The 25,615-nt window shown below is 70.3% G+C and carries 22 protein-coding genes; 11 read left to right on the forward strand and 11 right to left on the reverse strand.

What is annotated here, in order from left to right; all coding sequences use genetic code 11:
• Positions 1 to 2: 2 nt before the first annotated feature.
• The gene (gene mutS, locus JT689_RS02115; protein ID WP_205251377.1) at positions 3 to 2,618 is read right to left on the reverse strand and encodes a DNA mismatch repair protein MutS; all 2,616 of its coding nucleotides are present in this window, start codon (positions 2,616 to 2,618) and stop codon (positions 3 to 5) included.
• A gap of 71 nt (positions 2,619 to 2,689) precedes the next feature.
• Complete coding sequence (locus tag JT689_RS02120) at positions 2,690 to 3,709, reverse strand: AIR synthase-related protein (RefSeq protein ID WP_205251378.1); 1,020 nt, start codon at positions 3,707 to 3,709, stop codon at positions 2,690 to 2,692.
• Between the two features lie 134 nt (positions 3,710 to 3,843).
• Between JT689_RS02120 and psmA the strand changes: the two genes are divergently transcribed.
• Positions 3,844 to 4,605, forward strand: a complete 762-nt coding sequence (gene psmA / locus JT689_RS02125) for an archaeal proteasome endopeptidase complex subunit alpha (RefSeq protein WP_205251379.1) — start codon at positions 3,844 to 3,846, stop codon at positions 4,603 to 4,605.
• 68 nt (positions 4,606 to 4,673) lie between these two features.
• Positions 4,674 to 5,006 (forward strand): thioredoxin family protein, encoded by a 333-nt coding sequence (locus tag JT689_RS02130; RefSeq protein ID WP_205251380.1) that lies wholly within the window; start codon positions 4,674 to 4,676, stop codon positions 5,004 to 5,006.
• Here JT689_RS02130 and JT689_RS02135 read toward each other — a convergent pair whose 3' ends face one another.
• Both JT689_RS02135 and JT689_RS02140 read right to left on the reverse strand, forming a co-directional pair.
• Entirely contained in the window at positions 5,007 to 5,711 is a 705-nt protein-coding gene (locus JT689_RS02135; protein ID WP_205251381.1) for a DNA-directed RNA polymerase subunit epsilon, read from the reverse strand. It lies immediately after the preceding gene.
• Positions 5,712 to 5,862: 151 nt separating this feature from the next.
• A complete protein-coding gene (locus JT689_RS02140) occupies positions 5,863 to 6,492 on the reverse strand; it encodes a DsbA family protein (protein ID WP_010902081.1) in 630 nt (209 codons plus the stop codon).
• Between the two features lie 201 nt (positions 6,493 to 6,693).
• On the opposite strand from JT689_RS02140, the gene nucS reads away from it, so the two are divergent.
• On the forward strand, positions 6,694 to 7,416 hold the full coding sequence (nucS, locus tag JT689_RS02145) for an endonuclease NucS (RefSeq protein ID WP_205251382.1): 723 nt from the start codon (positions 6,694 to 6,696) through the stop codon (positions 7,414 to 7,416).
• On the opposite strand, the gene mutS (JT689_RS02150) is transcribed toward nucS, so the two are convergent.
• The gene (gene mutS, locus JT689_RS02150) at positions 7,388 to 9,979 is read right to left on the reverse strand and encodes a DNA mismatch repair protein MutS (RefSeq protein ID WP_205251383.1); all 2,592 of its coding nucleotides are present in this window, start codon (positions 9,977 to 9,979) and stop codon (positions 7,388 to 7,390) included. The genes nucS and mutS (JT689_RS02150) overlap by 29 nt on opposite strands.
• Positions 9,980 to 10,264: 285 nt before the next feature.
• Between mutS (JT689_RS02150) and JT689_RS02155 the strand changes: the two genes are divergently transcribed.
• Positions 10,265 to 12,661, forward strand: a complete 2,397-nt coding sequence (locus JT689_RS02155; RefSeq protein ID WP_229373389.1) for an amino acid permease — start codon at positions 10,265 to 10,267, stop codon at positions 12,659 to 12,661.
• Between the two features lie 5 nt (positions 12,662 to 12,666).
• Positions 12,667 to 13,353, forward strand: a complete 687-nt coding sequence (locus JT689_RS02160; protein WP_205251385.1) for a TrkA family potassium uptake protein — start codon at positions 12,667 to 12,669, stop codon at positions 13,351 to 13,353.
• A gap of 14 nt (positions 13,354 to 13,367) precedes the next feature.
• Here the strand turns inward: JT689_RS02160 and JT689_RS02165 are convergent, their stop codons facing one another.
• From JT689_RS02165 to hop, 5 genes are all read right to left on the reverse strand, one after another.
• Positions 13,368 to 14,108, reverse strand: a complete 741-nt coding sequence (locus JT689_RS02165; protein WP_010902086.1) for a GNAT family N-acetyltransferase — start codon at positions 14,106 to 14,108, stop codon at positions 13,368 to 13,370.
• Positions 14,109 to 14,259: 151 nt separating this feature from the next.
• On the reverse strand, positions 14,260 to 14,850 hold the full coding sequence (locus JT689_RS02170; protein WP_010902087.1) for a 50S ribosomal protein L15e: 591 nt from the start codon (positions 14,848 to 14,850) through the stop codon (positions 14,260 to 14,262).
• A gap of 132 nt (positions 14,851 to 14,982) precedes the next feature.
• Positions 14,983 to 15,963, reverse strand: a complete 981-nt coding sequence (locus JT689_RS02175; RefSeq protein ID WP_010902088.1) for a restriction endonuclease — start codon at positions 15,961 to 15,963, stop codon at positions 14,983 to 14,985.
• A gap of 223 nt (positions 15,964 to 16,186) precedes the next feature.
• On the reverse strand, positions 16,187 to 17,089 hold the full coding sequence (locus JT689_RS02180) for an RIO1 family regulatory kinase/ATPase (protein ID WP_010902089.1): 903 nt from the start codon (positions 17,087 to 17,089) through the stop codon (positions 16,187 to 16,189).
• Positions 17,090 to 17,173: 84 nt separating this feature from the next.
• A complete protein-coding gene (hop, locus tag JT689_RS02185; RefSeq protein ID WP_010902090.1) occupies positions 17,174 to 17,998 on the reverse strand; it encodes a halorhodopsin in 825 nt (274 codons plus the stop codon).
• 107 nt (positions 17,999 to 18,105) lie between these two features.
• Here hop and JT689_RS02190 point away from each other — a divergent pair, with 107 nt between their 5' ends.
• From JT689_RS02190 to JT689_RS02205, 4 genes are all read left to right on the forward strand, one after another.
• Positions 18,106 to 18,924 (forward strand): biotin/lipoate A/B protein ligase family protein, encoded by an 819-nt coding sequence (locus JT689_RS02190; RefSeq protein WP_010902091.1) that lies wholly within the window; start codon positions 18,106 to 18,108, stop codon positions 18,922 to 18,924.
• 49 nt (positions 18,925 to 18,973) lie between these two features.
• Complete coding sequence (locus tag JT689_RS02195; RefSeq protein WP_010902092.1) at positions 18,974 to 19,801, forward strand: deoxyribonuclease IV; 828 nt, start codon at positions 18,974 to 18,976, stop codon at positions 19,799 to 19,801.
• Between the two features lie 171 nt (positions 19,802 to 19,972).
• Positions 19,973 to 20,785 (forward strand): class I SAM-dependent methyltransferase, encoded by an 813-nt coding sequence (locus JT689_RS02200; protein ID WP_012289114.1) that lies wholly within the window; start codon positions 19,973 to 19,975, stop codon positions 20,783 to 20,785.
• A gap of 49 nt (positions 20,786 to 20,834) precedes the next feature.
• Positions 20,835 to 21,926, forward strand: a complete 1,092-nt coding sequence (locus tag JT689_RS02205) for an aminopeptidase (RefSeq protein ID WP_205251386.1) — start codon at positions 20,835 to 20,837, stop codon at positions 21,924 to 21,926.
• Positions 21,927 to 21,956: 30 nt separating this feature from the next.
• Here the strand turns inward: JT689_RS02205 and JT689_RS02210 are convergent, their stop codons facing one another.
• Positions 21,957 to 22,604, reverse strand: a complete 648-nt coding sequence (locus JT689_RS02210; protein WP_012289115.1) for a hypothetical protein — start codon at positions 22,602 to 22,604, stop codon at positions 21,957 to 21,959.
• Between the two features lie 95 nt (positions 22,605 to 22,699).
• Between JT689_RS02210 and JT689_RS02215 the strand changes: the two genes are divergently transcribed.
• Both JT689_RS02215 and JT689_RS02220 read left to right on the forward strand, forming a co-directional pair.
• Positions 22,700 to 24,079: an MFS transporter gene (locus JT689_RS02215; RefSeq protein ID WP_205251387.1), complete on the forward strand. Its 1,380-nt coding sequence runs from the start codon at positions 22,700 to 22,702 to the stop codon at positions 24,077 to 24,079.
• A 69-nt stretch (positions 24,080 to 24,148) separates the two neighbouring features.
• Entirely contained in the window at positions 24,149 to 25,588 is a 1,440-nt protein-coding gene (locus tag JT689_RS02220) for an HD domain-containing protein (protein WP_010902097.1), read from the forward strand.
• The last annotated feature ends 27 nt before the right edge of the window (positions 25,589 to 25,615 follow it).

The following is a 25,615-nucleotide window of genomic DNA, read 5'->3' on the forward strand; positions in this document are numbered from 1 at the left end:
CCTCAGTCCTCCAGTCGGTCCTGCCAGGCCTGCACCGTCCCGAGCAGCTCGACCGGCGACGTTTCGGCCAGCTCCACGGTCCGGAGCTCGTCCAGGACGGCCGCCGCCTCGGGGTCGTCCGCCTCGCCGTCGTCGCCCGCGTCGTCGACGAACCCGCCGCTGTCCACGTCGAAGACGGCCTGCACCGACTCGCCGGCCGACCCCTTGGCTTCCACCGCGTTCTCCTCCCGGAGCCGATCGAGCACGCCGCGCGCGCGGTCCACGACCGGCTCCGGGACGCCCGCGAGGGCTGCCACGTGCACGCCGTACGATCGGTCGGTCGCGCCGTCCCGAACCGTCCGCAGGAACGTCACCGCGCCGTCGCGCTCCTCGGCGGCCACGTGGACGTTCACGACCGCGTCGAGGTGGTCGGCAAGCGCCGTCAGCTCGTGGTAGTGGGTCGCGAACAGGGTGGTGGCGCGCACCTCGTTGTGGAGGTACTCGGTCGCCGCCCACGCGATGGAGATGCCGTCGTAGGTCGCCGTTCCCCGCCCCACCTCGTCTAAGACCACCAGCGAGTCGCTGGTGGCGGCGTGCAGGATGCGGGACAGCTCTTCCATCTCGACCATGAACGTCGACCGCCCGCCAGCCAGCTCGTCGAGCGCGCCCACCCGCGTGTAAATCCCGTCCACCAGCCCGATGCGGGCGGCGTCCGCCGGCACGAAGCTCCCGACCTGCGCGAGCAACACGATCACCGCGACCTGGCGCATGTACGTCGACTTCCCGCTCATGTTCGGCCCGGTGACGACCTGGAAGCGCCGGCTCGCATCGAACCGTGCGTCGTTCGGGACGAACGACGTCGTCTGCTCGACCACCGGATGGCGGCCCGCGTCGATGTCGAGGCCGTCGCCGGCCACCAACTCGGGGCGCACCCACTGGTTCGCGGCGGCGTGCTCGGCCAAACTCACGAGCGCGTCCACCTCCGCGAGCGCCCGCCCCACGTCCTGCAGCACCGCCGCGCGCTCCCCCACCCGTTCACGAAGCGCCGCGAACAACTCCCGTTCGAGCTCCGCGCGCTCGGCCTCGATGCGCAACACCTCGCGCTCGTGGCTGTCGAGCTCCGCCGTGGTGTACCGGGTGGCGTTCTTCAACTGCTTGATCCGGCGGTACGCGCCGTCCTCGCCGTCGGGCACGGCGTCGGTTTCGCTGTTCCCCACCTGGATGTAGTAGCCGTCGGTCTTGTTCCGGTCGACCTGCAGGTGGGTGACGCCCAGGCGGTCTTTCTCCCGGTCGGCAAGCCCGTCCAGCCACGCCCGGTGCTCGTCGTGGGCCGCCAGCAGCTCGTCGAGCGCCTCGTCGTACCCCGCCTGGAGCAGGCCGCCCTCCGAGAGCGTCTTCGGCGGGTCGTCCGCCAGTGCGTCCGCAAGCTCCGCTCGCACGTCGGCGGCGGCCGCTCGGTCGACCCGCGCCAGCACGTCTCGGGCCGGCGACTCCGCCAACTCGGGGGTCGTCGTGAGCGCGTCCGCCACGTCCGGCAGCGCCGCCAGCGTGTCCCGCACCCGCAGCAGATCGGTGGCGTCGGCGCGCCCGCTGGCGGCGCGACTGGCCAGCCGTTCGAGATCGTAGATCTCACCCAGCACGTCACCCAGCGCGTCTCGCGCGAGCGCGGCGTCCGCCAGCGCGCCCACCGCGGCCTGCCGGCGGTCCAGCTCCGCGCGGTCCCGGGTGGGGCGTGTCACCCACGCCGCGAGCCGGCGGCCCCCCGCCGCCGACGCGGTGTGGTCGATGGTCGCCAGCAGCGAGCCGTCGCTGCCGCCGGTCATCGTCTCGGTCAGTTCGAGGTTGCGCTGGGTCGTCGCATCCAGCTCCACGTGGTCGCCGCCGCCGAACGGCTGGATGCGGGACACCGACGCCAGCACGCCCTCGTCGGCGGCCGCGATGTAGCCCACCGCCGCGCCCGCCGCCCGCACCACCGGCCCGTCGGCGGCCACGCCCAGGCTCTCGATCACGCCGTCGCCGAACTGCTCGCGCACCCGGTGTGTCGCCCGCCCGGCGTCGAACGCGCCGGCGTCGTGCAGCGTCAGCGTCGCGTCCGTGCGCTCCCGGAGCACGCCCAGGAACTCGTCGTCGCCGCGCAGCGCCGGCCCGGGCAACACCTCCGCGGGCGCGAACCGGTACAGCTCCGTGACCGCGTCCGCGCGGTCGGCGCCACGGGTCACGCGGAACTGCCCGGTCGTCACGTCCACGAACGCCAGCCCCCAGTCGCCGCCGGCCTCGCGCACGACCGCCGCCAGATACCGGGGGTCGGCGTCCGTCGACGCCAGCAGGGTGCCGGGCGTCACTACGCGCTCGATCTCGCGCTCGATGTCGCCCGCGTCGGTCTCGGACTGCTCGGCGACCGCGACCCGGTAGCCCCGTTCCACGAGCGCCGCCAGATACGGCGTCAGGTCGTCGACGGGCACGCCCGCCATCGGATACGACGACCCGTGGTTGGACTTCTCCGACACCTGCAGGTCAAGCACCGACGCGACCGTTCGCGCGTCCGCCGCGAAGAACTCGTAGAAATCCCCCACCTGCATCGCCAGCAGGTCCGCGTCGGTCTCGGCTTTCAACGCCTGGAACTCGTCTACGATCCCCATCCCAGCGCCTCCGTTGGCATCACGTGGATGGTCGCAGCCACCGCCAAGAAGGCTTGCGGTGTGGTCGCCGCCTACGCGTCGTCGCCGTACCGGCTGCGTGCGGTCCGGTAGGCCGGCCACAGCGGGTCGGCCGCCGGCTCCGCCAGCGGGTCGCCGTCCACGGTGACGCCGCCCCCGGCCTCGACGACGCCAACGTCGGCAGCCGGGATGCCCTCGTCGCCCAGCGCCCCGAGCACCGCGTCGACGCTCCCGGGATCGACGGCGGCGATCACCGTGCCCTCACTGGACGCCGCCCACGCGTCCATCCCGAACTGCTCGCAGACCGCCCGCACCCCCGGCAGCACGGGGACGGCGTCCCGCGCGACCGACAGCCCGACACCGCTTGCGGCCGCCAGCTCGTGGAGGCCGTTGGCGAGCCCGCGCTCGGTGGCGTCGTGCATGGCTGTGACCTCGCCCGCCGCCGCCATCGTCGCGGCGTCACGCACCGGCGTGGCGTCCGCGAACCGGTCGCGGGCCGCCGCCGCGGCGGCCGCGCTGATCGGGAGGCGGTCCCCGAACAGCACGCCGAGCATGCCCGTCGTCTCGACCGCCGGGCCCTTCGTGACCACCACGCGGTCGCCGGGCTGCGCCCCCGTGGGCGTCACCACGTCCTCGGCGGCACCGACCGCCAGCGCCGTCGCGCCGCCGACCGTCGGGAACGAACACCCCTCGTAGGTGCCCGTGTGCCCGGTCGTCAGGCTCACGCCCAGCGCGCGCGCTTCGCGGTCGAACACCTCCCAGATCGCGTCGAACGTCTCCGTTGCGGTGTCCGGGGGTAGGTTCAGATCGACGGCCAGATGCGCGGGCGACAGCCCCGACAGCGCCACGTCGCTCACGCAGATGTGGAACGCGAACCACGCCGCGCGCTCGATCCCCAGCGCCCGCAACACGAAGACGGGATCGGTCGCCATCGCCACCACGCTGTCGGCGACCGCAACCACCCCGAAGTCGGCACCGTACGTCGGCCCGAGGCGGACGTCGTCGCGGTCCGCGCCCGTCCGGCCCGCGATGTGGTCGTCGAAGAACCCCCGGCCGGCCTTCCCATCGTCCATGGCCGCGCTTCGGTGCCGCGCCACAAGAACCCCGGCGTGACGCCCCGCGGGTCGATCCGATATTGTTCCGGCGATCGACTACCGAAAGTCAAAGCCCTTTACGTTGCGGGGCACAACACGAACCCAAGGAAACCATGCAGGGTCAGAACCAGCAGCAGGCCTACGACCGGGGAATCACCATTTTCTCCCCTGACGGCCGGCTCTATCAGGTGGAATACGCGCGGGAAGCAGTGAAACGAGGGACGGCCAGCATCGGCGTGCGCACCCCCGAGGGTGTCGTTCTCGTCGTCGACAAGCAGACCCGTTCGCCGCTGCTCGAAGGCTCCAGCGTCGAGAAACTCCACAAGATCGACGACCACGTGGGCGCTGCCAGCGCCGGCCACGTCGCCGACGCCCGCCAGCTCGTGGACTTCGCACGCCAGCAGTCCCAGGTCGAGCGCGTGCGCTACGACGAGCCCATCGGCGTGCGCACGCTCACGAAGAGCGTCACCGACCACATCCAGCAGTACACCCAGGTCGGCGGCGCGCGCCCGTTCGGCGTTGCGCTCCTCATCGCTGGCGTCGAGGGCGGCGAACCCCGCCTCTTCGAGACCGATCCGTCCGGCACGTCCAACGAGTGGAAGGCCGTCGCCATCGGCTCCAACCGCGGGGACATCCAGGAGTTCCTCGAAGACGAATACGACGCCGACCTCTCGGTCGACGACGGCATCGACCTCGCGCTGCGCGCCCTCAACGAGGGCCGCGAGGACGCCCTCAGCGGTGATGGCGTGGGTGTCGGGATCGTGGACGCCGACACCGGGACCTACCGCGAGCTCGCGGCCGACGAGTCCCAGTCGTACATCGGCGACATCGAGGACGCCGCCGACGACAGCGACGACGACGACGACGAGGAGTAACGCCGTCGTCCCGGCAGCATCCCCCACCGGAACCAGTTCTTTTGCGTGCCCGCACCGTACCGGGAGTCGTGACTGTACAGCACCGCCGCCCCGATCGCGTCGCCGACGGCGACGACCTCGACGCCGCGATCGCGGGCGCTGACCGTGTTCTCGTGTTGTTCTACACGACCGGGTGTTCGTTGTGCCAGGCAATCGAACCCGTCGTCGGGAACGTCGCCCGCGACACCGGCGTGCCGGTGGTGATGGTCAACCCCGGCGACGACATCGGGCTCGTCGACGAGTGGGCGATCAGAAGCGTGCCCACGCTCGTGCTCGTCGAGGACGGCACCGAGGTCGGGCGGCTCGCCGACGGGTTCCAGGGCGGGGACGCCATCGAGGCGTTCATCGCCGACCACGCGTAGTCACGCCGCGTCGTCGTCGGCCGGCGACGGCAGGTGGGGGTCGCGGTGTGGGGTCCGGCCGTACGCCGGCAGCCCGTCGGTGAGCTGGTCGGTGAGCACGCGCCGCAGTCGGTTGAGACTCGTCTGGTCGAGGTGGTGGTGGTCCGCGAGCCGCTGGAACGCGGGCTCGTCGGTGATGTCGTGGCGTTTGTAGCGGTCGAACAGCTCCGCCATCCGGCCCTGCGTGAGCTCCGCCCCGTCGAGGTCGTCCAGCCCGAGGTACTGGCGGCGGTCGACGTCGACGACGTGGCGGATGGCCACCAGCGCCACCTTCTCGATGGCGCGCTGGCTGCCGAACGCTGTGAGGTCGATGGTGTCCATCACGCCCAGGGCCACGTCGCGTTGCCAGGGCGTCACGCCGATCGCCGTGCACAGCGCCTGGGTCGTCCGCAGGCGGTCCAGTCGGTGGGCGCGCTGGCTGGTGCCGTCGGTGGCGTGGTGGCGGCCCTCGTGGAGCCGGCGCACGCTGTCCGAGAGGTCGCCGTCCGGGGACTCCGGGCGGCCGATGACGGTCGCGCTCGGGGAGACAACACCCCACTGGCGCACCGTCGAGTCGCGGCGGGCTTCCGCGCGGGACAGCGACCCCGACCCTGCGCGTGCGTCGACAGCGCGGTCGCCGTCGTCCGGGTCCGTCCACTGGAGTCGCTGCCCCGCGTCTGCTGGCATACTCCCTGCTGGGTGCTTCCGGGGAATAAATCCTCGGCCCGGAGCCACGGCTGCCGGGTGTGGGACGCCGAGAATCCTCGCTCGTATCTACTCCTTGTCGCCAGAACCACTTAAACGACGACGCGATGCGCCGCCCGCGGGCTCGCCGGCCCTAGACGCCTTCCACCAGCCGTTCGAGCTGGCTCGGGGGCACCGCGCCGCGAGCGCCGTGGCCGTCGTAGACGAACGTCGGCACGCCCGTGATGCCGGCCTCGCGGGCGTCCGCGAACTCGTCGCGCAGGCGATCCCGCCACGCCTCGTCGTCGACGACCGTCCGGATCTCCTCGCCGTCCAGCCCGACGCCGTCGGCGATGTCGGCCAGCACGTCGGCGTCGCCCACGTCGCGGTCGTCCGCCCAGAGCGCCGCGAACACGCCCTCGTCGAAGGCGAGCCACTGCTCCGGGAACGTCTCCTTGACGTACAGGGAGGCGACTTGCGCCCGGAAGCCGTCGACGTCGCCGACGAGGTCGGTGCTCATCTCGTCGGCACCGTACTCCTCGCGCAGCCGCTCGACGTTCTGCCGCGCCTCCTCGTAGTACGCCTCGTCCTTCCCGGAGTCGACACTCTCGTCGAGCGTGCCGTCCGGCCGCCGCTGCCGGCTGCGCAGGTCGAACGGCTGCCAGTCGATTTCGAGGGCGGGTGCCGCGTCGTCGCGCGCCTCCCGGTAGGTTTCGAGTGACTGCCGCCCGAGATAGCAGAACGGACAGACGTAGTCCGAATACACCGTGATTGATCCCGTCACACCGCTCCGTACGACGGCGCAACAAAAGAACACGCCGACTCCGGGGGTGTGTGCCGACGGCGTGACCGTCGCTGCCGGGCATCGGATGGACCACAGAACACCGCGCGTCGCCGCTCGTATCTACTCCTTGTCGCCAGAGACACTTAAACGACGGCGGGCTGCACCCGGTCGTTTTTCCACCCCGCAGGCAAACCCCCGCCCATGCCGCGAACGCTCACGGACCCCACCGCCGACCGTGCGGCCGCGTTCGCCACCGACGCCGCCGCCGACGGCCTCACCGTCTCCCTGATCGGCTCCTGCGTGGCCACGCTCACCGGGCGCTCGCAGCGCGACCTCGCGGCCGGCGTGCGCACCCTCCTCTGGAAACCCGACGACACCGTGGTGGTCCACGGTGCCAGCGGCCGCGACCCCGACGCGTGGGCGTCCGGTGGCCCGGTCACCGTCGACGCCGCCGACGGTCTCACCGTCGCCTGCGACGGCGGCCACACCGCCGGCGCGCTGCGCGTCCGCTTCGACGCCGTGCACACAGCGACAGCGTTCGACGCCGCCGGCGCGGACGCCACCACGGTGTCCGGAACGGAGGCCGCGCTCAAAGACCACGTGCTCGACACCCCGGATCTCGTCGAGCCCGGGTTCCAGCCGCTGGCCACCGAGCGCGACACGCCCGCCGGCCCCATCGACATCTACGGCCGGGACGCCGACGGCACCGTGACCGCCGTCGAGCTGAAAAACGTGCGCGCGGGCCCGGCGGCGGCCTCGCAGCTCCAACGGTACGTGGCCGCGCTCCGTCGCACCCTCCACGCCGACGCCACCGTGCGGGGCATCCTCGTCGCGCCCGCCGTCACCGCGAAAACCAGGCGGCTGCTGGCCGACCGCGGGCTGACGTTCTCGCCGGTCAGTCCACCCGGCTCGCGAGATCGTTGAGCACGTTCAACGCCTCGATGGGCGTCAGCTCCGCGACACTCACGTCACGCAGCTCCGCGACGATCCCGGCGGCCGCCCCGCGCTGGCCGTTCGCGTCCGCTGTGGGGGTCGTCCCGCCGTCGCCCCCGTCGGCCGTCGCAGGCGCATCGAGCAGCTCCCGGGCGCGGTCCACGACTGGCTCGGGGACGCCGGCGGTGCGCGCGACCTCCACCCCGTAGGAGGCAGTCGCAGCGCCCGCCCGCACCGCGTGCTCGAAGGCGACCCCGTCGTCCCCCCGGGTCGCCGCGAAATGCAGGTTCAGCGCGTCCGGCAGGCGGTCGGCGTCCGCCGTGAGTTCGTGGTGGTGGGTCGCGAACAGCGTCGTCGCCCCCACGGCGTCGTGGATGTGCTCGGTCACCGCGCGCGCGATCGCGAGCCCGTCGGTCGTCGCGGTCCCGCGGCCCACCTCGTCGAGCAACACCAGCGACTCGTCGGTCGCCGCGCGCAGGATCGACGCCAACTCGGTCATCTCCACCATGAACGTCGACCGCCCGCCCGCGATGTCGTCGCTGGCACCGACCCGCGTGAACACGCGATCCACCACCCGCAACTCGGCGGCCGCCGCCGGCACGAAACAGCCCGCCTGCGCCAACACCACGATCACCGCGACCTGGCGCATGTACGTCGATTTCCCGCTCATGTTCGGCCCGGTGATGACCGCAACCCGGCGGTCGTCGTTCAGGGTCGTGTCGTTCGGCACGAACCCGGACTCGGTGCGCTCGACCACCGGATGGCGACCCCCCTCGATGTGGATGCCGTCGCCGCCCATCACCGGCTTGGTGTAGTCGTGGGCGGCCGCCACGGCCGCAAACGACGCCAGCGCGTCCACCGCCGCGAGCGCGCGCGCCACGGCCTGCATCCGCTCGGCCGCCTCCGCCACCCGCTCCCGGATCCCGACGAACAGCTCGTACTCCAGGTCCTGGGCGCGCTGCTCGGCGCGCACGATCTCCTCCTCGCGTTCTTTCAGCTCCGGCGTGACGTAGCGCTCGGCGTTCTTCAGCGTCTGGCGGCGCTGGTAGTCCTCGGGCACCGCGTCCATGTTCGCCTTCGTCACCTCGATGTAGTAGCCGTGCACGGAGTTCTGGCCCACCTTCAGCGAGTCGACGCCCGTGCGCTCGCGCTCGCCTGCTTCGAGGTCGTCGACCCACTGTTTGCCCGCGCGCTCGGTCGCCCGCAGGTCGTCGAGGCGCTCGTCGTAGCCGTCCCGGATCACGCCCCCGTCGGTCAGCTCCTGTGGCGGATCCGCCACGATCGCGCGGTCGAGCAGCCCCCGGATCTCGGGGAGGTCATCGAGGGCTTCCCGAAGCGACTGCAGCTTCCGGGCGTCGGCGTCCGCCAGCAACCCCCGGACCTCCGGCACCACCGCCAGGGTGTCCGCAAGCGCCCGCAGATCCCGGGCGTTCGCCCGCCCTCGGGACACCCGCGACACCAACCGCTCGATGTCGTAGACGTCCCGCAGGTGCTCGTGGAGTTCCTCCCGAGACAGGGGGTCCGCGACGAGCTCCCCGACGGCGTCGTGGCGCGCCGCGATGGCGTCCGAATCCACCAGCGGCCGGCGCAGCCAGTCGGTGAGCTTCCGGCGGCCCAGCGCGCACGCCGTCTCGTCGAGCACGTCCACCAGCGCCGTGCCGTCGGTCCCGTGGACGCTGCGCTGCTCGAACAGTTCGAGGCTGCGCAACGCCACGGCGTCCATCTGGAGGTGCTCCGTGGGACTGTACCGCGTCACGTGGTTCAAGTACGTGAGACGCTGGCTGTCGCCGGCTCCGCCCCGCGTGTACTCGGCGTACGACAACAACGCCCCACACGCCCGCAGTTCGGCGGTCGTCGGCAGCACGTCCTCGCCGCCGAAGTAGTCGGCCACCCGCTCCCGGGCGGCCGCGGGCTCGAAGGCGTCGTCGTCGTACGCGGCGACGAACGCCTCGTCGGCGAACCGGTCGGCGTCGACCCCCGGTCCGACGACGAGTTCGGCGGGCGTGAACCGCCCCAGTTCGTCCCGCACGCGCGCCTCGTCGCCGAGCCGTGTGGCATAACAGTCGCCGGTCGACACGTCGAGCAGCGCGAGCCCGAACCCGGCGTCGGCGTCCCGGCCGCCGGCCAGCGCCGCCACGAAGTTGTTGTCCGCGCCCCCGAGCAGTTCGTCCTCGGTGACGGTGCCCGGCGTCACCACCCGTGTCACGGCCCGATCCACCACGCCGCTCACCTCGTCCGGGTCCTGGACCTGGTCGGCAACCGCCACCCGATAGCCGGCGTCCAGCAGCGCCTCGATGTACGGCTCGGCGGTGTCGATGGGCACGCCCGCCATCGGATACTGGCCCGTGGAGTCCTCGCGCGCCGTCAGCGTCACTTCACAGATGCGGGCCGCCGTCTCCGCGGCCGCACAGAACAACTCGTAGAAATCCCCGACCTGGAACAACACCAGCGCGTCGTCGTAGCGCCGCGTGAGCTCGAAATACTGGCTCATCATCGGCGTCAGGTCGCCCTCGCTGGCAGCCATCGCGTCGGGGGGTCCAAGCGCCGCGTCCATGCACGGGAGCCAGCACCGCGACGCCGTTATGCCCACCGATCGCGGGGACCCACGGTGCCGCCCACCACGCGAATCCGAAACGCACATGCGCTCCGCTGCGCTCCCGCCACACGGATCCGTCACTCCTGTCGGTTCGACACTGACGCATCTCCCGCCGAGCCACAGTGCACCCGCTGCGACCCACCACACCAGTATGAGCGATCACACCACACACCCCGTCGCACCGTCCGCGTCCACAGCCCACCGCCGCCTCGTCGTCGCCCACCCGCCCGGGGGGTGGGGGTCGTGAGCAACACCGACCAGGAGCTCGCCCGCGACCTCGGCTTCCTCGAAGCCTACACCATCGGTCTCGGCACGATGATCGGGGCCGGCATCTTCGTGCTCCCGAAGATCGCCGCCGAACAGGCCGGCCCCGCCAGCATGGTGTCGTTTTTCGTCGGCGGCATGGTGTCGCTGTTCGCCGCGCTCTCGTTGTCCGAGCTCGCCACCGGCATGCCGAAAGCCGGCGGCAGCTACTACTACGTCAACCGCGCGCTGGGGCCGTTTTTCGGCAGCATCGTCGGCTGGGGGATGTGGGCCGGGCTGACGTTCGCGTCGGCGTTCTACATGATCGGGTTCGGCCAATACCTCCTGCCGGGACTGGGCGAGTACGTCGGCGTCCTCGCCGGCTGGGGGGATCTCGGGATCACCGTTGCCGCGCTCGCGATGGCCGCGCTTCTGACCGCCGTCAACTACTACGGCGTCAAAGAAACCAGCGCGCTCCAGAACGTCATCGTGCTCACGCTGGTCGGACTCGTGCTCGCGTTCCTCGGGCTCGGCGCGGTCACCGGCCCGACGATCACGGAGTTCAACCCCAACGGCTGGCCGGCGGTCGCCGCGACCATCGGCACCGTCTACGTGACGTTCATCGGCTTCGAGGTGATCGCCACCAGCGCCGAGGAGATCAAAAACCCCAGCCGGAACCTCCCGCTGGCGATGATCGCCGCCGTCGTCACGCCCACCCTGATGTACGTCGGCGTGATGTTCGTCTCCACCGGCACGATCGACATCCCCGTGCTCGCGGGCTCCGACGTTCCGGTCGCGCTGGTCGCCCGCGAGATCTTCCAGCCGCTTGCCGGCGCGGTCTCCTGGCTCCCGTTCGTCTCCGTTCAGCCCGCCACCGCCGGCTCGGTCGGCGCGCTCGCAATGATCGTCGGCGCGGTGCTCGCGACCGTCTCCAGCGCCAACGCGAGCATCCTGTCGGCGGCGCGCGTGAACTTCGCGATGGGGCGGGACAAGATCCTCGTCAACTGGCTCAACGAAGTCCACGACCGATTCCGCACGCCGTACCGCGCGATCGCCGCGACGGGCGTCATCACGCTGCTGTTGATCGGGATCGGCGTCGGCGTCGGCACGCTGGCCGAGGTGGCGAGTTTCATGTACCTCGTCACGTACGCCCTCGTGCACGTCTCCGTGGTCGTGTTGCGGCGCGCGAACCCCGACACCTACGACCCGGCGTTCCGCATCCCCGCGGTGCTGTACCCGGTGGTGCCGGTGCTCGGCGCGGCGGCGTGCGTCGCGGTCCTCGTCCAGATGTCCGTGACGTTCTCCCCCATGACGATCGGGGTGGCGTCCGTCGCGGTCGTGCTGCCGGTGACGCCGACGCCGGTCGGCGCGATCGGCACCGTCCTGGTGGCGTTCGGGATCGCGTGGTACTACTGCTATGCCCGCGCCCGCGCGCCGAGCCAGAGCCTCGTCGGCGACGCACTCGCGCCGTCCTCGTCGCCGGACACGGACACACCCGACACCTACACCGTCGTGGTGCCGGTTGCGAACCCGGACACGGAACACGACCTCCTGCGCATGGCGGCCGCGAGCGCGCACGCTCACACCGACGCGCACGCCGAAGTCATCGCGGTGAACGTCATCGAGGTCCCCCGCCAGACGTCGCTGTCCCAGGACCTCGCCTTCGAAGAGGAGCGCGTCGAGCGCCAACAGGAGCTGCTCGACGCCGCCAGCGCGGCCGCCGCCGACCTGGACGTGCGCCTGCGGACGCGCGCCGTCGCCAGCCACGACACCGGGGCCGCCATCCTCGACGTCATCGAGGACACGGCCGCCGATCACGTGTTGCTCGGCTGGGGGGGCACGCGTCGCCGTGACCACGTCCTGGGGTCGACCATCGACCCCGTGGTCGGCCACGCGTCCTGTGACGCCACGCTCGTGCGCCTCGGGCCGGCCGCCGCCGGCGACGCCAGCGACATCATGGTGCTCGCCGGGGAGGGCCCACACGCGCCGGTTGCCGCGCGCCGTGCGGCCGAATTCGTCGCCGCCGACGAGACGGACGCGTCGCTGACGCTGCTGAACGTGCAGCCGCCCGCGGACGACGACGCCGACGCGTCGGCCACCGAGCGTGGGGCGGCGGTCATCGACGCCCTCGCGGAGCGCGCTGGCATCAAATATATGACCTATGACACCGAAGTAGTCGTCTCGACGGACACCGAGGCCGCCGTCATCGACGCCGCCGCCGACTTCGATATGGTTTACGCCGGCGCAACGCGCTCGGGACCGGTGTCCCAGGCCGTCTTCGGCTCGATCCCGGAGGCCGTCGGTGCGGGCGTCGATCAAACCGTCGTCATGGCGCGCGGCCCGGACAACACACCAATGTCAGTACGTGACGCGATCACACGACGGTTCGGGGGATAGCTCGCATGTATCTCATCATCGTGGGTGCCGGCGACATCGGCACTCCGCTCATCGACGTCGCCACCCGGTCGGGCAACGAGGTCGCAGTCATCGAGCGCGACGACAGCCGCGCCGCCCGGGCGGCAGACGACTACGACTGCCTCGTGTTGCACGACGACGCCACGATCAAAGACACGCTGGCCGACGCCGGCGCCGGGCGCGCCGACGCCATCATCTCCACCACCGACCAGGACGCCACCAACATCATGGTGTGCCTGCTGGCCGCGGAGTTCGACATCCCCGCGATCCTCTCGGTGGTCCACAACCCCGAACACATGGGGGTCTTCGAGCGCATCGGCGTGAGCACGATGGAAAACCCCCAGCAGCTCATCGCCGAATACCTCTACCGGGCCGTGACGCGTCCCGCGATCGTCGATTACATGCGCATCGGCGACCACGCCGAGGTCTTCGAGATCAGCGTCACCGACTCGGCACCCGTCGCCGGCGCGACCCTCCAGGAGGCCGCGAACACGGGCGCGCTCCCCGACGACGTGCTGGTCGTTGCCATCGAGCGCGACGGTGACGGCGACCCCATCACGCCCCGCGGGGACACCGTCATTCAGGCCGGCGACCTCCTCACGGTGTACTCCGGGGTGGGCGCGAACCCGTCGGTCACGGATGCCTTTGGACACAACGAGGACGCCACCGGATAGCCCCGGGCGCGTGGCTACAGCCGGTAGGCCATCATCACCTCGTCGACGTACGCCTCGTCAAGCTGGTAGTGGTCGGCGCGGCGGGCTTCGCGCTCCCAGCCACGGGATTCGAGGAACCCGATGGCGGCGTCGTTCGTCGCCGGCACGCTGTTGTAGAGTTTCTCGTAGCCCCGGCTGGCGGCCCATTCCAGCCCACGCTCCAGCAGGTAGCCGCCGATCCCGTGGCCTTGGTGGGCGTCGATCACGCCGACGGTGAGGGTGGCGGTGTGTGCGAGCTTCGCCAGCTCGGAGCCGACCAGGTGCACCCACCCAACGACCGCCTCGTCGACGGTCGCGACGAAGAACATGCGTTCCTCAACGTCGTTGTGCCGCAACAACACTTCCTCGTGGTCGACGATGTCGGCGACGGATTCGGCCTCGATGTACGTGCGGTCGTCGGCGACCTGCCGTATCGCCCCAACGAGCCCGGACAGATCCCCCTGTCGCGCCGGGCGAACGACCACCTCGATGCCGTCGCTGCGGTGGGTCTCGGCCGCCACGTCGGCGTCGAAGGCGACGGTGACGGCCTCGTCGTCCACGCGCAGGAACCCGTCCCGCTGGAGGATGGCGACGTGGTGGCGGATGCCCCGCGGGGACAACGGCATCGCCGCTTCGAGGTCGTCGTACGTGCACTCGCCGTGGCGCTCGACGTAGTTGTAGAGGCGCTTCTGGTCGTCGTGGTCGAACGCGAGCTCCGTCTCGGCGGTGTCGCTCATACGTTCGTGTACGCAGTCCGACCACTTAGTGGTTTGTCGTGTCTTCACATGGCATGCCCGGTGGCTGGGACACGGCCACGTTCCGTACTCACGCCGCGGGACCGCGACTGCTGGCCCGCGACACACCGCAGAAATCGGCCGCCCGCTCGCGCTACGACTTGTTGCGCTTGTCGGCGTTCGTCGACGGGCGCAGGCCCTCGGTGCCCTTGCCGCGGTTCTGGAGGCCACGCGCGCGTCGTCCCGCGCTCGTCTTCCCACGGAACACGCGGTTCTTGTGGCTGTCGTCGCAGATCCAGTTCAGATCGTCGTCGTTCTGGATCGCGCCGTGCTCCGGGTCCAGGAGGATCGCTTCGAACCACTTCTGGGAGCCGTCCTCACCGACCCAGTAGGAGTTCAGCGTCCGGAGGTTCACGTACTTCCGGCTGGCGCGCTCCTCGGCGATGCGCTGGAGGTTCTTCGCGCGACCGATGCGGTTGACGCCCTGGCGCTTCGTGCGGCGACCCGCCTTGAACCGGGACTTCCGGGCGGTCCCCTTGCGCACGCTCACGCGCACCACGACGACGCCCTGCTTGGCCTTGTAGCCCAGCTCGCGGGCCTTGTCGAGGCGCGTCGGGCGGTCGACCCGTTCGATCGCGCCCTCCTTGCGCCAGTCCTGCTTGCGCTGCCACTGCAGCTCGGCGAGCTTCCCGTCGTCGGGATCCTCCCACGCTTCCTTGATGTGCGAATAGAAACTTCGTGCCATTGTTCTGTGTCCGCGGGCGTTGTGTGGTTCAATTCCCGGCGCGCCGAGAATCACATCCCGGCCCGACGCGTCGTCAGGCGCCCGCTGGAGCCCGCCACCAGCGAGTTACTGTTCGGTACTCCACCGGCGGGGTTAAGAACTTCGGAACGACGCCACGTCCGTGCTGAGGTCGTCGGCACGCTGGAAGCGCAGCCCCGGCCCGCCGTACCGCTCAACCAGCGTCGCTCCGTCGAAGTCGGCGGGCGCCTGGAACACCACGATCCCACGCGCCGTGCCGTTCGCCGGCACCTGCTTGGGGAGCTGTGCCGCCCGGAACGCCGTGGACGCGTTGGTGAACGACTGCGGCGACCGGAACGTCCCGTTGGCCGCGAGCGCCACCGTCTCGTCCCGGATCGTCACGGGCTCGCTGCCGGTCGCCGTCGCTTCGAAGGCCACCACCACGAACGTCTGGCCCGCCGGCGCGGTGTAGTTCCTGATCTCACCCCGGGGTTGTGCCGTCCACCGCACCGTCGCCGTCGGGGCGTCCGCGTCGGACAACGACAGCGCCGTGATCGGCTGTCCGCTCGCCGAGCCGGCCCGCAACTCGTCGACGAACGGCACCGACCCGAGCAGCGTCGGCCCCACGAACACCGCCGCCGCCACGACCAGGGCCGCCACCAGGATCGGGATCACCGGCACCCCGGTCGGCACCGACACCGGCAGCGACGGCAAGCGACCGCCCCCACCGCCGCCACCGCCCGTGTACTCCGTCACCATCTCTTCGACGCCCTCCTCCCGCACCGAGTTCGCCAACTCGTTCGGGTCGAGGAGGTGGATGTCCTCGGAGTCGGCGGCCGTCCGCGCGCCCGTCGTGAACCGCCCCAGCGTCGCCATCACCCGGACGTCGACGCCCTGCTTGTCGCAGAACGCGAGGAAATCCTCGACCTCCGAGGCGTCGACTTCCGTTCCGTCGTCCGGGCGCACGCCCATGAGCCCGCGCGTCCCCGAGTCCTTGTCCCCGGCCACCAGGTACGTGCCGTCGTCGTTTTCGGTCACCGACGTCTCCCAGCCCTTCTCCGCCCAGAACGCGGCCAGGAACTCGGGGAACGCCGACGCCTGCATCTCATCGAACATTACGATGCCTCCATGCCTGCGTTGGTGGTCCAGCCACGCCCGCTTGCTGTCTCGGTGTCGCCACCGCACCCGGCCCGCCGCGTCGTGGCTGCTGGCCCAATTCGGTCCATGAGTGAAACTCCGCGTTGGAACGCCGTTGCCGCGCCCGCGGTATAAATACGCGGGTGTCTGTCGGTCACACGTCACGTCCCGCGCCGCACCCGGCGGTGGTGGGCGCTCGCGTTCAGTGCTCGGTGACCGACGCGAACGCGTCGTCGGCGACCGCCCCAACGACGGCGTCGTGGTCGACTGCCGGCACGTCACTGGGGTATTTCTGGCGGAAATACTGGACGATGTTCTCCACGTCCCGCGCCAGCAACTCGCGGGCGTTCTCGTGGTCGGTCGGCGTCGCCTGGGGCCAATCGAACAACACGACGCCGTCCGAATCCACGAACACGTTGTACTCGCTGACGTCGGCGTGGACGTACCCCTCGCGGTACGCCGCCGCGACCTCCCGCAGGATCAGATCCAACACGCCGCTCGCCTGCTCGGGGTTCAGCTTCGCGTTCGACAGCTCGGTGCCGCTGACCTTCTCCATCACGATGGCGTGGCGGTTGTGATCGACCGGCCGCGGCACGTTCACGGTCGGGTACAGCGCCTCCAAGGCGTCGTACTCGCGCTCGGCGGCCTTCCGTGCGGTGTACTGCCACGACGTGTGTTCTTTCTCGCTGGTGTAATCCCGGCCCCGGTGGACCTCCCGGAACTGCGTGTACCCCTCGCGGTGGAACTTCAGCGCCATCGGCCGAAACGACTGCACCTCGTAGACGTCGCTCTCCTTGCCGACGCCGAGGGGCGCGCCGAACCCCTCGACGCTGTCCCGCTCGGCGAACGTGTGCAACGCCAGCACGTCGTAGCCCGCGAACGTGAGCTGGACGCCCTCGTACTGGATGGTCTTCCGTTCGAGGAACTCCCGGTCGAGCATCCGGTCGAGCCGGTAGTCGACCTCCTGGGGCGTGAGTCGCGAGAACTCCGGCAGCTTCTCGCGGCTCACCCACTCCGAGAACCGCATCCCGTGCTCGACGCCCGACAGCAGGTGGAAGTCCTCCGGGTCGAGGGCAGCGATCTCGTCGGCGACGTTCCGCACCATTCACTCACGCGTAGTCGGCCACCGGGTATAAGCCTCCTGAAGCGCACAGCCGCCGCGATCAGCCGGCCGCCGTCCTGGCGGCGCTCAGTCGTCGCTTGACATGGTGCCAAGCGTCTGGCCGGCGACCGCCACGGTCCGCTCGTTGTTCGCCACCCACCGCAACAGGATGAACGCGAAGACGTACTTCGCGAAGACGTCAAGCACCGAGTACGCCCAGGACGTGACTCCCACGGACTGCACGAGCGCCAGCCCCTCCACGCCGACCGCCCACACGATGGGGTATCCGAGCCAGAGCACCACCGTGAGCACGCGCAGCGTGTCGAAGATCTCCGCGGTGCCGGCGCTCGACGCCGACGCCGCCCAGTCGGTCACTAGGGCGGACAACACCACCACGAAGAACGCGCAACTGATCGCGTAAAACGCCCACCGGAAGAGCAGCGCCGACGTGGTCATCGCCGCCGCCAACCCCGTCACGCACATCCCGATGTCGGCCGCGATCACGGTAAACAGGCTGCCGAGATCGACGTCCGCCAGCAGCCCCAGCGCCAGCAGTATCATCGGCGTCGACAGCGCCCACGTGAGATACCGCCCCCACTGACTGCGCACCATCTCGCCGGCCAGCGCGTGCCCGGCGGGCATCTCGATCATCCCCACGGTGAGCCCCGACAGCAGCCCGAGGTAGCTGGAGATCGACACCAGCGGGATCATCAGCGTCGCCCCCCAGATGAGCCGCGGTCGTCCCGGTCTGATGGTGCGTCCCATATACACGAACACGAGGATCGCGATCCCCGCGAGCGCGACGTTCACCCACAGCGACGAACTCAACAGCGCGTTCTCGCGGACCGCGGCCGCCGATTGCGCGCCCAGCACCCCCGCATCGACCACACCGGGTACACTCGTGATTGACATGTGTTCGGAAGGACACGGCACGCCATTAAATAACCTCCCCCAACTCACGAGACGCCCCGGCCCCAGGGTGACGAACCGCTTTTCTTGCTCCCCCGGAAAGCACGCGCATGGACTTGGCCGACCGCGACTGGCGGTTGATTCGCGAGGACACCCGCCCCGGGCCGATGCAGATGGCCCTCGACGAGATCGCCGCCCAGACGGCCGCCGACGGCGGCCCCCGCACGGTCCGCGTCTACACCTGGACGCCGGACACGCTCTCGATGGGGTACCGCCAGGCCACCGACTCCGTCGACTGGGCGGCCGCCGCGGACGCCGGCATCGACGTGACGCGCCGCCAGACCGGCGGCGGCGGCATCTACCACGACGCACACGCCGACATCTCTTACTCCATCGTCGCGCCCGCCGACGAACTCCCCGGGGACCTCATGGACACCTACGAACTGCTCTGTACCCCCGTCTTCGACGCCTTCGACCGGCTCGGCATCGACGCCCGGTTCACCGACACCGAACAGCCGGCGCTCCACCAGCCGGCCTGTTACCTCCGCGCACTCAACCCCGCCCACGACATCGTCGCCGGCGATCCCGGCCGCAAGATCAGCGGGAACGCCCAGTACCGCCGGGCGGACGCGGTCATCCAGCACGGCTCGCTCAGCTTCGCGCTCGACGCCGAGCGCCACCTCTCGGTGTTCTCGGACCCCGACACCACGCCCGCGGCGTTCCGCGAGCACGTGACCACGATCGAAGCCCAGGCCGGCGTCGACCGGGCCGACGCAGTCACGGCCGTCGAGCGGGCGCTCGGCGAGTGGGCGGACGCCGACGAGGGGGAGTGGACCGACGCGGAACTGGCGCGCGCCCGGGACCTCGCCGCCGAGAAGTACGCCGCCGACGCGTGGGTGCGGGATCGAACCGCGCCCGGCGACGCATAACCCCACCGTCTCCGAAGCCGCTAAGTCCGGGCGGCGGCAGACTACGTGTATGCGCGTCGGTGCACACGTCTCCATCGCGGGTGGTGTTGATAACGCCGTCACGAACGAGCTCGACGTCGGCGGGAACTGCGGGCAGATCTTCACGCACTCCCCGCAGGTCTGGCAGGACCCGAACATCGGTGCCGACGAAGCGGCGGCGTTCCGCGAGGGCACCGCGGCGGACCTCGATGGCCCCTGGGTCATCCACTCGTCGTATCTCGTGAACCTCTGCACGCCCAAAGACGACCTCCGCGCGAAATCCATCGACAGCATGCAGGCGGAGGTCGATGCCGCACACACACTCGGCATCCCATACGTCAACGTCCACCTCGGCGCACACACGGGCGCCGGCGTGGACGACGGTCTCGACAACGCCGCGTCCGCCCTCGACGAGCTCGACATCCCCGACGACGTGACCGTCCTCATCGAGAGCGACGCCGGCTCCGGCACGAAGCTCGGCGGTGACTTCGAGCACCTCCACGAGGTGTTGACTCGCTCCGACCAGGACCTCGACGTCTGCATCGACACCGCCCACGCCTTCGCCGCGGGCTACGACCTCTCCACCGAGGCGGCGGTCAACGACACCCTCGCGGCGTTCGACGACGTGGTCGGCCTCGACCACCTGCAGTACGTCCATCTCAACGACTCCAAGCACGCCTGCGGCACGAACAAGGACGAACACGCCCACATCGGCGAGGGACACATCGGCGAGGCGGGCATGCGCGCGTTCATCAACCACGACGCCATCGCCGACGTTCCGCTGGTGCTGGAGACACCCCACGAGGACGGCAGAGGCTTCGCGTGGAACATCGACCGCGTCCGCGACCTCCGGGCGTAACCCAGTCGGTCAAACCCGCGTTTCAGTCTCAGCCGGAACTAAGTCATCGTGGGTCGTTGGATCAGGTGCGTCCGCCTGCCATCCCCCACTCCCGGCCGGTCCCGTCTTCCGGGAGTGCGCGGCGGACGATGACCCGTCAGTTTTTCGCCGCCACACGACATCGGGGCGAGCGTGCGCGAGTTCAGCGCCGACTACCTCACCGAGACGCGCCGCGGCATGTGGCGTGACCGCGACGCGCTCGCCGACCTGCGCCTGTCCGACCGGTCACGCATCCTCGATGTCGGTGCGGGCACCGGCGAGTTCGCGCGCGTCCTGGCCGCCGAGTCGTCAGCGCCGGTGGTCGCCCTGGACGCCGACACCACGCTGCTGGGGCACACGGCCGACGGTGCCGCCCACCGGGTCGCCGGCGACGCCACCCGGCTGCCGGTCCGTGACGACGCCTGCGACCTCGTTGCCTGCCAGGCGCTGCTGATCAACCTCCCGGAGCCGGCGGCCGCCGTCGAGGAGTTCGCGCGCGTCTCCTCGGAGCTGGTCGCCGTCATCGAACCCGACAACAGCGCCGTCACCGTGGCGTCGACTGTCGCGGCGGAGTCGGCGCTGTCGGCGCGCGCCCGCGAGTTCTACGTCGACGGCGTCCACACGGATGTCACGCTCGGCGCCGACGCCGCCGACGTGCTGGCCGACGCCGGCCTCCGGGACGTGTCCACGACGCGCCACGAACACGTGCGCGTCACCGAGCCGCCCTACGACGACGGCGACCTGGACGCGGCCGCCCGGAAGGCCACCGCCGACCGGCTGGCCGACCAGCGCCCCGAGCTCGCCGCCGGCGGGCTTGCCGACAGCGCCTACGACGAGCTGCGGGCGGCGTGGCGCGAGATGGGCCGCGATGTCGTGGCCCAGATGCAGGCCGGCGAGTACGTCCGACGGGAAACCGTGCCGTTCTACGTGACCGTTGGCCGCCTTCCCGACGACGACACCGCGTAGCCGTCGGGCTTCCGAAAGCACTACCTTGCGGGCCAGCATCGCCGGGCGCATGGACACACGAGTGCGCCGCCACGCCGAGGTGCTCGTCGACCAGTGCGCGGACGTGCGCCGCGGCGACATGGTGACCATCAGGGCGAGCCGGCAGGCCGAGGCGTTGGTCGTCGCGCTCTACGAGGCGCTCGGCCAGCGGGGCGCCCGGCCGTCGCTGTCGTGGTCGCTCCCGCGGGCCACCAGGGCGTACGCACGGGCGATGGACGAAGCCGACTACACGACCAAAGACCACGAGCTCGCCGCCATGGAGGAGACCGACGTGGTGTTCCTGATCGGCGGCGGCCCAAACGCGTTCGAAACCAGTGACGTCCCCCCAGAGATGTCGCAGGCGGGCAGCCGCGCCCACAAACCGATCTCCGAGCAGCGACTGGACACGCGGTGGGTCATCACCACGCACCCCACTGCCGCGGGGGCCCAGCGGGCCGGGATGAGCACGGCAACCTACGAGGAGTTCGTCTACGACGCCGTGAACAAGGACTGGGCCGCGCAAAGCGAGTTCCAGTCCCAACTGGTGGAGATCCTCGACCCCGCTGAGACGGTGCACATCGTCTCCGGGGACACCACCGACATCACGATGCGCGTCGACGGAATGCGAGCGTGCAACGACGACGGCGACCACAACATGCCCGCGGGCGAGGTGTTCACCGCCCCCGTTCCGGACTCCGTGGCGGGCGAGGTGTACTTCGACAAGCCGCTGATGCGCCAGGGCAACGAGATTCGGGGCGCAGCGCTGACCTTCGAGGACGGTGACGTCGTGTCGTTCAGCGCCGAGCAGAACGAGGACGTGCTTGCGGGCATCCTGAACACTGATGCGGGCGCGCGGCGGCTGGGCGAGCTGGGGATCGGGATGAACCGCGGCATCGACCGGTTCACGTACAACATGCTGTTCGACGAGAAGATGGGTGACACCGTTCACCTCGCCGTCGGCGCCGCGATCGACGAGTGTGTGCCCGAAGACTGCGAGTTCAACGACTCCGCGGTCCACACGGACATGATCGTGGACATGAGCGAGGACTCGTTCATCGAGATCGACGGCGAGATCGTCCAGCGCAACGGCACGTTCGTCTTCGAGGACGGCTTCGAGGCATAAGCGGACGTGTCAGTGCCGGCCCCCCGGCGCTCACACCACGTCGCCGCGCACCGTCGCGCCCGTCGCGCGATCCCGGCGCGCGTCCACCGCGTCGGCGGCGAGTTCGGCGTCCGCCTCGTCAGCGCCCAGCATCTCCAGGGCCTCCGCGAGCGTCGGGAAGACGAGTTCGCCGGCCCGGAGCTTCGCCATGGCGTCGGTGCCGCGGCGTCCGTCGGCGTACACGCACACTCCCCTGGGATCGAGGACGTGCTCGTAGGTCTCGGTGGCCAGCGCGCCCTCCAGGCGTTGCGTGACGTTGTCCTCGAAGCCGGCGTTGCAGACCTCCAGGTGGATGGGTTCGTCGTCGCCCACGAGGTGCGCACCGAGACAGCGCTCGGGCGCGACGTGCCCGCTGTCGTTTGCGCGCACGTGCTCGGGGTGGGCGTCCGCCCAGGACGCCCGCACCGTCTTCCCGACGCCCGCCACCCCGTACTCGCGCTCGAACTCGTCGGCGCGGTCGGCGTCGTCGCCCCGCAACAACACGTCTTTCGTGAGGTAGACGTCGAGCCTGTCGACGGGATCGAGCCCGAGCGCCACGTCGCCGTACGCCCACACTTCTCGGACGGGCACGGGCATCTCCTCGTCGATAACCGTATCGAGCAGTGCCTCGACGCGGTCGACGGCGGCCTCGCGGTCCATGCCCTGGATACCCGTCGCGCGTGAAAAACCGTTCCGGGACGCCGACTGCCGCCCACACCCCGGGAGTTTCGTGGGTGGCGCGCCTGCCATCGCGTATGTCCGACGACACCACCACCGACGGCGTCGACGCCCTCGACTCCTATCGCCAGTTCTTCGCGCTACAGCCCGACGTGCTCGTGTTGTCGGCGGCGATGCTGGTGTTCAGCCTCGCCTTCCAGATGACCACCCGGTACGTCCCCGAGTACATCTACACGCTCGGCGCTGGCGGCGCGATCGTCGGCCTCTACGGCAGCCTCGGCAACCTCATCTCGGCGGTCTACCCCTACCCGGGTGGCGCGCTCTCGGACCGCGTGGGCTCTCGCGTCGCGCTCACCGCGTTCGCCGTCGTCACCACCGCCGGCTTCCTGGTGTGGGCGGCCGCCCCGTCGCTGCCCGGCGTCGTCGTCCCCGAGATCGCACTGGGGCCACTGGATCTCGGTGGCTGGGCGGTCGGCGCGTGGCTGTGGGTGTTCGTCGGGCTCTTTCTCACCCAGGCCTGGAAGTCGTTCGGGCTCGGCGCGACGTTCGCCATCGTGAAACAAGCCACCGATCCAAGCAGGCTCGCCATGGGGTTCGCGAGCACGGAAATCTTCCGCCGGGTGGGGTTCCTGCTCGGCCCCGCCATCGCCGCCGCCGTGCTCGCCGCCACCGAGTTCCAGGTCGGCTTCCGGTACGTTCTCCTGCTCGCGGCCGGGTTTGCGGCCGTCGCCACGGTCGCCCAGCAGTACCTCTACGACGCGTCCGAGGACACCGTCGGCGACTCCTTCGAGGGGCTCGACACCATCCGAGCGGATCTGGCGGCGATGCCGGAGACCCTGCGCCCGCTGCTGATCGCGGACACCCTGATCCGGTTCGCGAACGGACTGGTCTACGTCTTCTTCGTCGTCGTCGTTACACGATACCTGGGCGTCGGATTCACCGGCTTCGGCGTCTCACTCTCCCCGGAAGCCTTTTTCGGCGTTCTGCTCGCCGTCGAGATGGTCGTCGCCATCCTCACGAAGGTCCCTGTCTCGAAGCTCGCCGAACGAACCGGGCTGAAGCCCGTTGTCGGCCTCGGCTTCCTCGTGTACGCGGTGTTCCCCGTGTTGCTCATCAACGCGCCCGCCGACCAGTGGGTGCTCGTCGCGCTGTTCGCGTTCTCCGGGCTGCGGTTCGCCGGCCTCCCCGCGCACAAGGCGCTCATCGTCGGGCCCGCCGAACAGGACGCCGGCGGTCGTATCACCGGGACCTACTATCTCGTCCGGAACACGATCGTCATCCCGAGTGCGGCCGTCGGCGGCCTGCTGTACGGCGGCGACTGGGCGGTCCCCGTGCCACTCCTGGATGCCGTCCTGGTCGCTGGCCCCGAACTCTCGTTCACGCTCGCGACAGTGACCGGGCTGCTCGGCGTCGCGTACTTCGCCGTGTTCGGCCGCGAGTTCGACGCCTACGCCTGAACCGAAACACGGACGCGGCTGCCCGCCGTTGGTCCAATACTCTCTCAGCGGGCCACCCGCTCTGTCACCATGCCACCCACGCAACTCAAAGACCCAGTCCACGGCTACATCGAACTGGACGCCGCCCTCGTCGATGGGCTCATCGACCGCAAACCGTTCCAGCGGCTGCGCCACGTCCGGCAGTTGTCCGCGACCACCCTCGTCTATCCGGGCGCAAACCACACCCGCTTCGAGCACTCGCTGGGCGTCTACCACCTCGCGAAAACCGTCTTCGAGAACCTCCGCACACAACCGTACTTCCACCAGGACGCCACCACCACCGAACTCGACGCCATCCAGCGCACGCTCGAGTGTGCTGCCCTCCTCCACGACGTCGGCCACCCGCCGTTCTCCCACCTCGGCGAGCGCTACCTCGACCGCAGCGCCATCCTCGATCGCCTCGCCGACCACGGCCTCCACGCGACGTTCGCGGACGCCGGCGTCGGGAACGCGCCGCTGCGGGAAGCCAGCCCCCACGAACTGTTCGGCTGCCTGTTCGTCTGCCGGGAGTTCGCCGACGCCATCACGGCCATGGATGTCGACCCGCACGCAGTGTGCGCGCACATCCTCGGGTACAGCCTGGCCTACGAGCGCGGCGGGCGCTGGCAACACGGCGTCGCCGCCCAGATCCTCCACAGCCCCATCGACGTCGACCGCCTCGACTACATCACGCGGGACAACCAGATGACCGGCGCGGACGTGCTGAGCTTCGACACCGCCCGCATGGTCGCCTCCTACACCGCCCACCCCGACGAGGGGCTGGCGCTGTCGGACAAAGCCCTCTCGACCATCGGGAACTACCTCGAAGGCCGGATCGCCCTCTACATGTGGGTGACCCAACACCACAAGTCGGTGTTCGCCCACGCGCTCCTCCGCGAACTCCTGGCAGCGCTCGCGGCCATGCGGGACACCCCACCGATCACCATCGACGCCGTGCTCGATCGCGGCATCGACGACAACACCATCCTCGAACGCCTCCGGGTCGCCGCCCGCGACAACCCCGACTCGACGCTTGCCACGCTGTACGAGCGGTTTCGCAGCCGCGAGTTCCCCGAGACCTGCTGGAAACACCGGGTCGCGTACGCCGCCCGCGTGGACGTCGGCGACACCACGGCGTCGGCCTCCGCGCCCGCCGACGACCCTCCACGTGCCACGGACGCCGACATCGACGCGTTCAGTGACTGGCTCACCGGGAACGCCGATCGCCTCGAACCCCGCCTCGCGGACGCCCTCGGGGTGCCGGTCCACGAAGTCTGGATCGAACACTCCTACGTCCCCGAATACGAGCCACAAGCCCTCGAAGACATCCCCATCGCCTACGGCGGCACCACGCGATCGGTCGGCGACTGGGGGCTGTACGGGGACCGCGCGTTCGACTCTCCCATCCCCTTCGTTTTCGTCCCCCACGGCGTCGAAACGCAGGCGATCACCACGCTGTCGGCGTGGTTCCACGCCGAGTCGACGGCCTGACTGCGACACCGGCCGTTCGAAACCGTG

Source organism: Halobacterium sp. GSL-19, from assembly GCF_016917855.1.
Classification (GTDB): domain Archaea; phylum Halobacteriota; class Halobacteria; order Halobacteriales; family Halobacteriaceae; genus Halobacterium; species Halobacterium salinarum.

Coding starts and splice junctions, on each gene's coding strand:
- mutS (WP_205251377.1), bottom strand. CDS start 2,618: ATGGGGATCGTAGACGAGTTCCAGGCGTTGAAAGCCGAGACCGACGCG.
- JT689_RS02120 (WP_205251378.1), bottom strand. CDS start 3,709: ATGGACGATGGGAAGGCCGGCCGGGGGTTCTTCGACGACCACATCGCG.
- psmA (WP_205251379.1), top strand. CDS start 3,844: ATGCAGGGTCAGAACCAGCAGCAGGCCTACGACCGGGGAATCACCATT.
- JT689_RS02135 (WP_205251381.1), bottom strand. CDS start 5,711: ATGCCAGCAGACGCGGGGCAGCGACTCCAGTGGACGGACCCGGACGAC.
- nucS (WP_205251382.1), top strand. CDS start 6,694: ATGCCGCGAACGCTCACGGACCCCACCGCCGACCGTGCGGCCGCGTTC.
- mutS (WP_205251383.1), bottom strand. CDS start 9,979: ATGGACGCGGCGCTTGGACCCCCCGACGCGATGGCTGCCAGCGAGGGC.
- JT689_RS02160 (WP_205251385.1), top strand. CDS start 12,667: ATGTATCTCATCATCGTGGGTGCCGGCGACATCGGCACTCCGCTCATC.
- JT689_RS02165 (WP_010902086.1), bottom strand. CDS start 14,108: ATGAGCGACACCGCCGAGACGGAGCTCGCGTTCGACCACGACGACCAG.
- JT689_RS02170 (WP_010902087.1), bottom strand. CDS start 14,850: ATGGCACGAAGTTTCTATTCGCACATCAAGGAAGCGTGGGAGGATCCC.
- JT689_RS02175 (WP_010902088.1), bottom strand. CDS start 15,963: ATGTTCGATGAGATGCAGGCGTCGGCGTTCCCCGAGTTCCTGGCCGCG.
- JT689_RS02180 (WP_010902089.1), bottom strand. CDS start 17,089: ATGGTGCGGAACGTCGCCGACGAGATCGCTGCCCTCGACCCGGAGGAC.
- hop (WP_010902090.1), bottom strand. CDS start 17,998: ATGTCAATCACGAGTGTACCCGGTGTGGTCGATGCGGGGGTGCTGGGC.
- JT689_RS02190 (WP_010902091.1), top strand. CDS start 18,106: ATGGACTTGGCCGACCGCGACTGGCGGTTGATTCGCGAGGACACCCGC.
- JT689_RS02195 (WP_010902092.1), top strand. CDS start 18,974: ATGCGCGTCGGTGCACACGTCTCCATCGCGGGTGGTGTTGATAACGCC.
- JT689_RS02205 (WP_205251386.1), top strand. CDS start 20,835: ATGGACACACGAGTGCGCCGCCACGCCGAGGTGCTCGTCGACCAGTGC.
- JT689_RS02210 (WP_012289115.1), bottom strand. CDS start 22,604: ATGGACCGCGAGGCCGCCGTCGACCGCGTCGAGGCACTGCTCGATACG.
- JT689_RS02215 (WP_205251387.1), top strand. CDS start 22,700: ATGTCCGACGACACCACCACCGACGGCGTCGACGCCCTCGACTCCTAT.
- JT689_RS02220 (WP_010902097.1), top strand. CDS start 24,149: ATGCCACCCACGCAACTCAAAGACCCAGTCCACGGCTACATCGAACTG.